Genomic DNA, 10,420 nt, shown 5'->3' with positions numbered 1-10,420 from the left:
TATTATTAACACAGCAATAAATACTTCATCTAAATTGCTTGAATTGAAAGAACATTTTCATAGCCTTGTAGGTACTTTAGTAGATAAAGTAAAAAATACAAATTTATCTGTTAATAATTTAAAAACAGATATAGCTAAAGTAATAGATAATACCAATGAGTTTATCACCATAGAAAATTTCCAGGTAAATGATGGTAATACAAATATAGAAAAAATAGAACAACTCATAGAAACTTATCCTAATTTACAAGTTAGTTCAGAAATGCAAAAAAATATGCTTGAGGAATATATTAATATATTACAAGAATCAGTAAAAGAAGTTTATATTCTACAATCTGAGAGTGTCAATATATTGAGAAGTTTTGAGGAGTTTCAATCTAATATAGAAAAAGAAAGAAATGATATAATAAAGATATTAGATAAAACTTTAGTATTTAACCAATTATCCTTCCAAATAAATAAGATATTATCATTTATGACAAATATGCAAGATAAGGTTAAAACACTCTCTATTAATTCAAGTATACAGGCTTCTAAATCTGGAGAATGGTATCATAACTTTAATGTAGTATCTAAAGAGGTTTCTGAGTTAGTAGTTGAGACAGGAAATATTACTCAAAATATGCAAAAACTTTTATTTCAAATAGAAGAAATATTTAAAAATTATAACTATGCTAGCAATAGTATAAAAGCTGGTACTATGGAATTAATGCGAGAAACTTCTTCCTATTATAATAGATTAATAAAATTTAATAATAGTATGGAAAGACAAAATGACTATAATATTAATATTATAAAGAGTACAGATAAAATGTATAATTCTATATCTGATATGAGTGCTATTATTGTTAATGAAGAAAACGACTTTATGAATATAAAAACAAAAATAGAAGAGTTTAATGATTATATATCAGACATATCTCAAAATGCTAATAATCAAAATATCGATATAAAAAATATTATGAGAGATATGAACAAATTGCTTGCTACAAGTGAGGATTTTGAAGATATAACAAATAAACTTGATGATGAAACTAAAAAATTATTGGAATATTCAGATAATCTTAAAAAAGTTATTAATGAATATTCTAAAGTAATATAAGGGCATAAGAATATATGAATGTATTAACTAGTTTTATACCGGGATATAATGTTTCTATTATAGAATTATTAGTACCTATTATTGGTACTTCTATGGTTTTTATATTTATTATGCTTTATACAATATTACTTATAAAAACTAGACAGCGTATTTATATCATAGTAGATTTAGCACTTTTATTCTTACTTATATACAATATACTATCTTTTATTATAATATTTTTGGGTATATCTGGTAATGATGTTGTATTAGCTTCTAATTTATATGTAATTAATCATATAATATTTTTGTTTATTATTGCTTTACTTCCAATTAATAATAGAGTTTTCTTAAAAAATGAGAAGATTGTTGGAAATATTAGTAATTTAATTATATTTGTTACTATATTAATAGTAGTTTCTCTTATCGTTTTTAGTATAATCAATAAAAATACATTTTTTAATACAACTTTAAGAACTTTTCCAGATAAGGCATTTACTGTTTTAGGCAGTGGTAATTTTTTTGTTTATCTTACTTATTTAAGCTTAATTATATATGCTATGGCTTTTGTGCCTATGGTAATTGATATATTTTTAGGATATAGTATAGTTGGAAATAGCATTATTATACTTTCTAATCTTTTATCTTTTGTTTTAGTTATCACAAATATAGATATTTTTAATATAAGAAAAGATATATATTTTGATAAATTAGATTTAGCTGTTATATTATCTTATTTGATTAGCTCTGTTGCTATATTTTCTTCTTTTACAAGAAATGCTTTAGAGTCTATAAGAAGGGATACTATATTAAATAATAGATTAAAATCTAATTTAAATATTGTAACTGAGATAAATGAAATATCAGAAAAATTAAATAATGTAGATAGAAACTTTATGGATTCTTCTATGTTTGTTTTAGAAGTAGATAAAGAAAATAAAGACGCTTTAAGCATAATAGAAGGTAAAATAAATACAGTTATAGATTCAAAAAATAAATTGGGGGATACAAAAGAGAGTAAAAAGCATCTTATTAGAGATGGTATAAAATTTACTAATACTATATTTACTTTTTTTGATAAATATAAAAATCAAATGCAGGAGCATTTTAGAGATTTATCTCAGACTATGTCTAATATGAATGTTTCTAACTTATCTTATGAACAGATATCTTCTTTAAATAGTGATTTGAAAGAAATAAATAGAAATATAGAAGAGAGTTCTCATAATACTATTATTAATATAAAAAAGCATTTTGAAAATTTCAAAGATATAAATAAAGTAACAGAAGATATATATGATACTATAGAATATATAAAAAATATGACTAATAAAACAAACTTACTTTCTATTAATGCTGGTATACAGGCATCTAAAGCTGGTATTTTGGGTAAGAGTTTTTCTGTTGTATCTAAAGAGATAGGAGTATTGTCTTTTGAGATTTCAAAGGGTACTGCATCTATAGAAAGTATGCTAACGGATATATTTGGAGGATTAGTTTTAATAGAGAATTCTTCATTTTATATAGATGAACATTGTAAAAATATAGAAAATGAAACTAAGAAAATTGTTGAAAATATAGATGCTTATAGTAAGAATATAGAAGAACGTATTAGTAAAATTTCTACAGAGTTTGAGAATTTTAAATTACTAGAAAAATATAATAATGTTATGTATAAGATAGTAGAAGAGCAAAGTGATATAGTATCTTCTGTAAGAGAGAACATTGTAGCTATGCTTGATATTCAAAATAGCTTAAACTTAAAAATAGATTCTCAGGGTGCTGATATTATTAAGATTTTAGGTAATTTTAGTAGAATTATAGAAGTAAAAGATGAACTTAATGATGTTATAAAGAAAATAGGTAATTACTCATCTGCTTCACATACTTATATAGAAACGCTTTCAAATATTATAAGCACTCATAGAAATAAGAGTAGTATGGCTTTTAAACCTATAATAACTTTATTGAAAAAATAGTGTATGTTTAATAATATTGATATAGTTGTAATAATATTTTTAGTATTTATATTTATTTATGGTTTTTATAGAGGTATTATATCAATTACAATACCAGTAATAGCAATAATATCTACTTTTATTATAGCACCAATTATATATAATCATGCTTCTAAATATTTTGACCATTCTATTATATTAAAAATAGTATCATTTCTTATAAGTTATTCTGTAATAAGAATAATACTTTCAAAGGCGGCTGATAGTATAAAAAAAGTTTTGAAGATGATATTTTTATCTTGGGTTGATAGAATTCTTGGTGCAATAGTTATGCTTTTTATAGTTTCTCTTATCATTTCTCTTGTATCATATTTTGTGCTAAATATGACAGAGTACGGCGGTATTATATATAGCTCAAAGGTTTTGATGTTTATATACAATATATTTAATACTAATAATTATATGAATAATTTTGTATAAGATTTTATTCTGTCAATTTTCTTACCCATCTTTCTTTTTTTAGCATTATAACACCTATTGTAATTTTTGCGAAGTCAGTTAATTTCGCTATACCAAACATAGCAACAGGCCCTACTGTAGTAAACTTTGCAAGTATTAAAGCCAAAGGTGCAAACATAAGTAAAGATACAGGCACATCCACAGCAAAACCAAACACAGTATCACCTCCAGCTCTTGAAACAGCAAATTGAGCATTAATATAAGTCCAAACAGGCATATATGAAGCTATTAATATTACTAAACTTCTAGTTATACCCTGAGCATCTGGTGTTAATTTTGAAAATATAAAAGGTATTAATAGGGTAGAAGACATTTGTACAAGTCCAACTACAGCCCCCGCTATAACAGAACCATTTAATATCCACCTTGCTTTATTTTTTGCATCTTCAAGTTCGCCCCTTCCAAGCGTTCCTCCAACTACAACCATAGTAGATACAAATATTCCCTGAAATACTAAATAAAATATATTAGCTATAGTAAAACCAGAAGCCATACCCGCAACAGTTTCAGCACCTCCTCTGCTGTTGTAAAGTGCTGTCATAAACATCTCGCTAAGTCCCCAGCTTATCTCACTTAAAAATATTAAACTAGATTTCTTTAGCATAGAATAAAATACATTAAGTTTTACTTTTAAAATTTCTCTAGTTCTCACATAAAACTTTTCTTTATGCAATTTGATGTATACTATAAATAATATCATCTCTATTATTCTTGCAATTAGAGTTGCAATAGCAGCACCAGTTTCTTCAAGTCTAGGAGCTCCAAAGTTTCCGTATATTAGAATATAGTTTCCAAATGTATTACAGAATGTTGCTATTACTGATATTATAAGTGGTATATGTGGTTTGCCTATTTCTCTGTAAGAAGTTCCTATTGCACCAGAAATTGATATCGGTATAAATGTAAAAGCAATTATACTCATATATTTTGTGCTTGAAGCTAATATTGCCTCTTGTGAATTATTACCATTTGTCATTAAACGCATAAATATTTCTGGATTTATAAGCATTAATATCATATATATAGTAGATATAGTAAAAGGAAGTATCACTTTGAATCTAAAAGCTTGCTGCATGCCTTCTTTGTTGTCAGCACCAGCATTTTGTGCCATATATATTCCACCAGCACCATAGCATGTATTGAGTATTACTAAATATATAAAATTAAGCTGATTAGATACATTTACAGCAGCCATTTTTATATCACCGAGTTCTGCCACCATAAAATTATCTATTAATGACACCATTCCCATTATAAGCTGCTGAAGCATTACAGGTACAGCAATGGAAATGCATAATTTGTAAAAATCCAAATTTCCAAATAATTTATTTTTAATCAAATGACTATTGTTCATATTTTATTTACTCAAAGAATTATTATATATATATTTTAGTGCAATATTATATATTATAGATTGATTACTTGTCAATATATTATGTGGAGCAAAGTTAAGATTAATTTAATTTTTATAAAAAATATCCTTATTATATATAATAATAAGGATATAAAAAATAATAAATTATTAATATAAAATTATTTTTCTAAGTATGAATAAGAAAATTTATATTGAGCAAAAGGTATATAGAATACATCTTTTAATTTTGGACTTTTTAATACAGCAGGTTCAAAATATGCAATAGGTATAATCACAGCCTCATCTTCTATAAGTATTTTTTCTGCTTTGTGTAATTCTCTCATTCTAATATTTTGGTCAGTAGTCTTTGACGCTATACTAATTGCTTCATCAAAAGCTTGGTTTGTAAATAGAGAGTGATTCTTATATGAATAGCTAACAAACATACCTAAAAAAGTAGTAGGGTCATTGTAGCTTCCAGTCCAACTTGCAGCCGCCATAGTATAATTTCTTTCTGTTCTAAATGCATGAATAAACGGTGCAAACTCCATCTGTGTAAGCTTAACATCTATACCAAGATTCTCTTTCCACATATTCTGTACAGCTTCAAACATAGGTATATCATTACTAAATGTAAGATAAAACTCTAATACAGGAAAACCTTCCCCGTTTGGATATCCTGCTTCTGCCATTAATCTTTTAGCCTCTTCTACATTTTTTTGATAATCTGCTTTGTTTGTGCTTATATATTCACCAGCATTATCTCTAAAATATCCTTCTACATCTGTAACACCCCAAGGCACTAATGCACCAGCTGGCTTACCAGATTTTATAATATTATCTACTATATAATTTCTATCTATAGCAAGTGATAATGCTTTTCTTACTCTTTTGTCTTTTAGGGTTTCATTTGTAGTGTTGAGTGCATAATATTGAGTTCCTATTCTTGTAGCTATATCTATTAAACCTTCTTCTCTTAGTGTATCCACGTCTTGATATGGAAATTGGTCAGAGAAATGAAGAGAGCCTTCTTTAACACCAGCAACTGCAGAATTAGGATTATCCATAAGAACGAATTTGATTCTTTCAGCAACTATTGTGTCAGCTCCCCAATAATTAGTATTTTTTACAACAGTAATGCTTTCATCTGGTTTTCTCTCTTTCAACATAAAAGCACCATTACCAATACAAGTTTTAGGATCTCTAGTCCAATTATCAGGATTTTTTTCAACCATATCTTTTCTTACAGGAGAGAATACAGGAAGATTTACAAGTTCCAAAAAATAAGCAGTAGGATATTCTAGTTTTACTTCTAATGTATAATCATCTAAAGCCTTTATACCAAACTCATCAACAGGCATATATCCCGCATTTACATTAGAAAAATTAAGTATAGGCTCAAATAAATAACTAGGCTCGCTTGCTGTATTTGGATCAACAACCCTTTTCCAAGAATATTCAAAATCTTTTGCTGTTAGAGGTTTTCCATCAGACCATTTACCATTGGTTCTTAAATGAAATATATATGTAAGACCATCTTCAGATATATCCCAACTTTCTGCAGCACCTGGCTGAATGGCTATGTCTTTATATTTTGTAGTTAAGCATTCAAATAAATGTGTTACATAAGTAGAGCCTTGTAATGTAATGTTTAGAGCAGGGTCTATAGTTTTTGGTTCTGCTCCAAGATTTACATAAATAGTGTTTTCATCGATAGTTTTTTTATTTGTACAAGATAAAATAGATAAGAATAAAGCGGTAAGAATAATAATATATTGTTTCATATTACCCACCCTTAGTATGGATTTTTTAGAAAGATTATATTTTATAATATAATCTTGTCAATAAGTTTTTTTTATTATTTGTAAAATATTATATTATCTATGCATTCCCATTGGGAAATTATCTCTTTGAAGATAGGTTTTATATATATTCATTATTTGCAATGTAAGTCCTATTGCAATGCAGGATTCATCTACATCAAATAAACCGCTATGTGCATTAGGTGTTATTGATTTTTTATTGTTTCTGGCTCCAAGATTAAAAAAAGCTCCTGGCTTATTTAATATAAAATAAGAAAAATCTTCAGCTCCTAAAGACGGTTTTATATTTAATACGTTTTTTTCTCCTAATAAATCTATAGCATTTTCTCTTATAATACTTGCAGCTTCTTTCCAATTAATTAACCCAGGAAAATAAGTTGTTTCTATAAACTCTCCGTCTGCTTCCATTGATATAGCTATATTTTTAATTATTTTTTTTATTTTGTTTATTATATTGTTAATAGTGGTATCTCTTAATGCCCTAATAGTTCCAGTCATTTCCACATAATCACATATTACATTTGTAGCTTTTCCTCCGTTAATAGTGCCTATTGTAATAACAGCATTTTCTCCAACATATGTGCTTCTACTTATGATGGTTTGTATGGTGTTTATAATATTTGCCGATACTACTATAGCATCTACTCCGTCAGCAGGATTAGCTCCGTGTGATTTTTTGCCGTATATTTTTATTTTGAAATCTAGACAGCTGGCATTAACTATACTATCAGTTATTTTTATATTGCCTACATCAGAATTTACATCTACATGAAGAGCATAGGTAATATTAACATTATGTAAGGCATTTTCTTTTATCATATTAGAAGCTCCGCCTGTTGTTTCTTCTGCAGGCTGAAATATTAATCTTATATTGCATGGAGGAACAAAATTTTTATCTTTGTTTGAAAATATTCTTGCTATACCCATATTTATTGCAGTATGCACATCATGTCCGCAAGCATGGCAAACTCCTTTATTTTTTGAAGCGTAACTGCAATGTTTTAAATCTTCTATAGGTAAAGCGTCCATATCTGCCCTAAATGCAATAGTAAAACTTTTATCCTCTCCTAAAATATCTGCTATAATTCCAGTGTTTGCTATTTTTGTTTTATGTTTTATTTCATGCAAGTTTAAATAATTTGATATAAACTCCATAGTATTAAATTCTTGATTGCTTAATTCTGGATATGAATGTATATGCCTTCTTATGTTTATAAGTTCATTTTCTATTTCTTTTATTTTTGTTTTTATATTATCTAAAATATTGAGGTCGTCTTTTTTCATAAAATTAAAATACCGCTTGAATATTATTTTGAATAGAAATTCTATTTTTATATTATAAATTATATCAGTTTTTTTGACAAATTATTTGTTTTTGACTATACTTGAAATTAAAGCTATATTTAAATATTAAATGGAGTGTTTTATGAAACCTATTATCGGTATAAGTGGTAGCATATTGGCTATTGAAAATGATGGTGTTTTTTCTGGTTATGAGAGAGCTTATGTAAATGATGATTATGTGCTTTCTGTTACAAGAGCTGGTGGGATACCATTTATTATTCCGATGATAGATGATGATGATGATATAAAAACGCAAATTTCTAATGTTGATGGTATTGTTCTTTCTGGAGGGTATGATATTGACCCTATATATTGGGGAGAGGAAGTTAATTCTAAACTAGGAAGAATATTTCCTAGAAGAGATAATCATGAATTAAAAATAATAAAATATGCTTTAGAAATGAAAAAACCTATACTTGGTATATGCCGAGGATGTCAAATTATAAATGTTGCCTTTGGAGGAAGCTTATATCAAGATTTATCTTTTATAAAAGATTGTTATATAAAACATTCTCAATCAGCTAAACCCTATGAACCTACACATAATATTACAACTAAAGAAGGAAGTATTATCAGAGAGATAGTAGGAGATAGTTTAAGGGTTAATTCTTTTCATCATTTGGCTATTAAAGATTTGGGTAAAGGCTTAATTGCTACAAGTCATTCTACAGATGGTGTAGTTGAAAGTGTAGAATATACAGAAAATGGCAATTTTGTATTTGGAGTACAATTTCACCCAGAAATGATGCATTCTCATTATGATTTCGCTTTAAATATTTTCAAAAAATTGATATCTGTTTGTAAGAGATAATCCTTTACCTCTTATATTGTTTTTTAAAAATATTTTTTAAGGAGTTTTTTATGTCGGGTAATAAGTTAGGGCTCTTTAGTATAGTATTACTTGGTATTAATGCTATAGTTGGAACAGGTATTTTTTTGCTTCCAAATCAGGCTTATGCTGAAGTTGGTGTAATGAGTATAGGGGTAATTATATTTGATGCTTTTTTGGTTATTTCTATAGCATTATGTTTTGCTGAAATGGGCGGAATGTATAAGAATAATGGTGGACCTTATCTTTATGCAAAAGATGCTTTTGGCGAGTTCGTTGGTTTTGAAGTTGGTATAATGAAATGGGCTATAAGTATAATTGCTTGGGCTGCTATGGCTATGGGTTTTCCTACAGCATTAGGTGCAGTTTGGGCTCCGGCTCAAAATCCTCTAGTGCAAAAAGTTATTGCTATAAGCATACTTGTTTTGCTTGGTATAATGAACATTATGGGGGTAAAAATATCCAAAATAATGAATAATATTGTTACTACAGGTAAATTAATACCTTTAATATTGTTCGTTACAGTTGGTATTTTCTTTATAAAAGGTGAGAACTTTGTAAATCCAGTTGCTGAAAATGGAGAAGTTGTATTAAAGGGTACATTTGGAAGTGCTGCTTTACTTATATTTTATGCTTTTACAGGTTTTGAATCTATAGGTGTTGCTGCAGGAGATATGGATAATGCTAAAAAGAATGTTCCTTTGGCTATATGTGTAGTTTTGGTGTTAGTAGCTATAATATATATACTTATTCAGGTAAACAGCATAGGTATATTAGGAGCTTCTCTAGCTACAACAAGCACACCAGTGGCTACTGCGGCAGAAAAATTCTTAGGTAAATGGGCAGGAGCTATGGTTACTGCTGGTACTTTGATTTCTATAGGCGGTATTAATGTAGCTTCTTCATTCTTAACTCCTCGTGCGGGTGTTGCTATGTCTGATGAAAATCAGCTTCCAAGCTTTATTTCAAAAAGAAACTCTAAAGATGTTCCTTATGTAGCTGTAATAATATCTGTTGTATTAACAGCATTAGTAACACTTACAGGAAGTTTCACTACATTAGCAGCTATTAGTGTAGTATCACGTTTTGCTCAATATATTCCTACTTGTTTGGCGGTGCCAGTAATGAGAAAAAAAGCTCCAGATATGGAGAGAGGTTTTACTCTTCCTCTTGGACCTGTTATTCCTATAATTGCTATAGTTGTTAGTTTGTGGTTATTATCACAATCAGATTTAAAGAAAATTATATTTGGTTTGGGCGGTCTTGTAGTAGGAGCTATTGTTTATTTTTTAATGAAATTATCAAAAAAGAAATAATTATTTTATAAAATACTCCTTATCTTTTGTTTTATTTGGCAGGAGATAGGGAGTATTTTTTTACTATTATTGTTCTTTTATTTCACAACAATAGTATATTTAAATTTGAAAATAACTGTAAGATGTAATATTATAAACAGTAATAAAAAAAATTTTGTTTTTTTTTGTTTAAAAAATAGAATGATAGCGTAATAAT

8 protein-coding genes are annotated in these 10,420 nt (G+C 27.6%); 5 read left to right on the top strand and 3 right to left on the bottom strand.

The genetic code is table 11. The features are described from left to right. The 3 genes from E6A48_RS05320 to E6A48_RS05310 form a co-directional block, all read left to right on the top strand. Positions 1 to 1,102: methyl-accepting chemotaxis protein (locus E6A48_RS05320; RefSeq protein WP_219709036.1), on the top strand; the 1,102-nt coding region annotated here is incomplete at its 5' end. Between the two features lie 14 nt (positions 1,103 to 1,116). Next, on the top strand, positions 1,117 to 3,060 hold the full coding sequence (locus E6A48_RS05315) for a methyl-accepting chemotaxis protein (RefSeq protein ID WP_219709035.1): 1,944 nt from the start codon (positions 1,117 to 1,119) through the stop codon (positions 3,058 to 3,060). A gap of 3 nt (positions 3,061 to 3,063) precedes the next feature. Then, a complete protein-coding gene (locus E6A48_RS05310) occupies positions 3,064 to 3,519 on the top strand; it encodes a CvpA family protein (RefSeq protein WP_015274410.1) in 456 nt (151 codons plus the stop codon). A gap of 4 nt (positions 3,520 to 3,523) precedes the next feature. Here the strand turns inward: E6A48_RS05310 and E6A48_RS05305 are convergent, their stop codons facing one another. The 3 genes from E6A48_RS05305 to E6A48_RS05295 form a co-directional block, all read right to left on the bottom strand. Beyond that, positions 3,524 to 4,912 (bottom strand): MATE family efflux transporter, encoded by a 1,389-nt coding sequence (locus E6A48_RS05305; RefSeq protein WP_219709034.1) that lies wholly within the window; start codon positions 4,910 to 4,912, stop codon positions 3,524 to 3,526. Between the two features lie 179 nt (positions 4,913 to 5,091). Further along, the gene (locus tag E6A48_RS05300; protein ID WP_219709033.1) at positions 5,092 to 6,696 is read right to left on the bottom strand and encodes a peptide ABC transporter substrate-binding protein; all 1,605 of its coding nucleotides are present in this window, start codon (positions 6,694 to 6,696) and stop codon (positions 5,092 to 5,094) included. A gap of 93 nt (positions 6,697 to 6,789) precedes the next feature. Next, positions 6,790 to 8,019, bottom strand: coding sequence for a M20 metallopeptidase family protein (locus E6A48_RS05295; RefSeq protein WP_219709032.1), 1,230 nt, complete (start codon positions 8,017 to 8,019; stop codon positions 6,790 to 6,792). Between the two features lie 142 nt (positions 8,020 to 8,161). Here E6A48_RS05295 and E6A48_RS05290 point away from each other — a divergent pair, with 142 nt between their 5' ends. After that, entirely contained in the window at positions 8,162 to 8,890 is a 729-nt protein-coding gene (locus tag E6A48_RS05290) for a gamma-glutamyl-gamma-aminobutyrate hydrolase family protein (protein WP_219709031.1), read from the top strand. A gap of 50 nt (positions 8,891 to 8,940) precedes the next feature. Further along, positions 8,941 to 10,224 carry an APC family permease gene (locus tag E6A48_RS05285; protein ID WP_219709030.1) on the top strand — a complete coding sequence of 428 codons (1,284 nt, stop codon included), beginning with the start codon at positions 8,941 to 8,943 and terminating at the stop codon, positions 10,222 to 10,224. Positions 10,225 to 10,420: the final 196 nt, after the last annotated feature.

It is taken from the genome of Brachyspira pilosicoli, from assembly GCF_019402445.1.
Taxonomy (GTDB): Bacteria; Spirochaetota; Brachyspiria; order Brachyspirales; family Brachyspiraceae; genus Brachyspira; species Brachyspira pilosicoli_B.
This window is presented reverse-complemented; position numbering and strand designations above follow the sequence as displayed.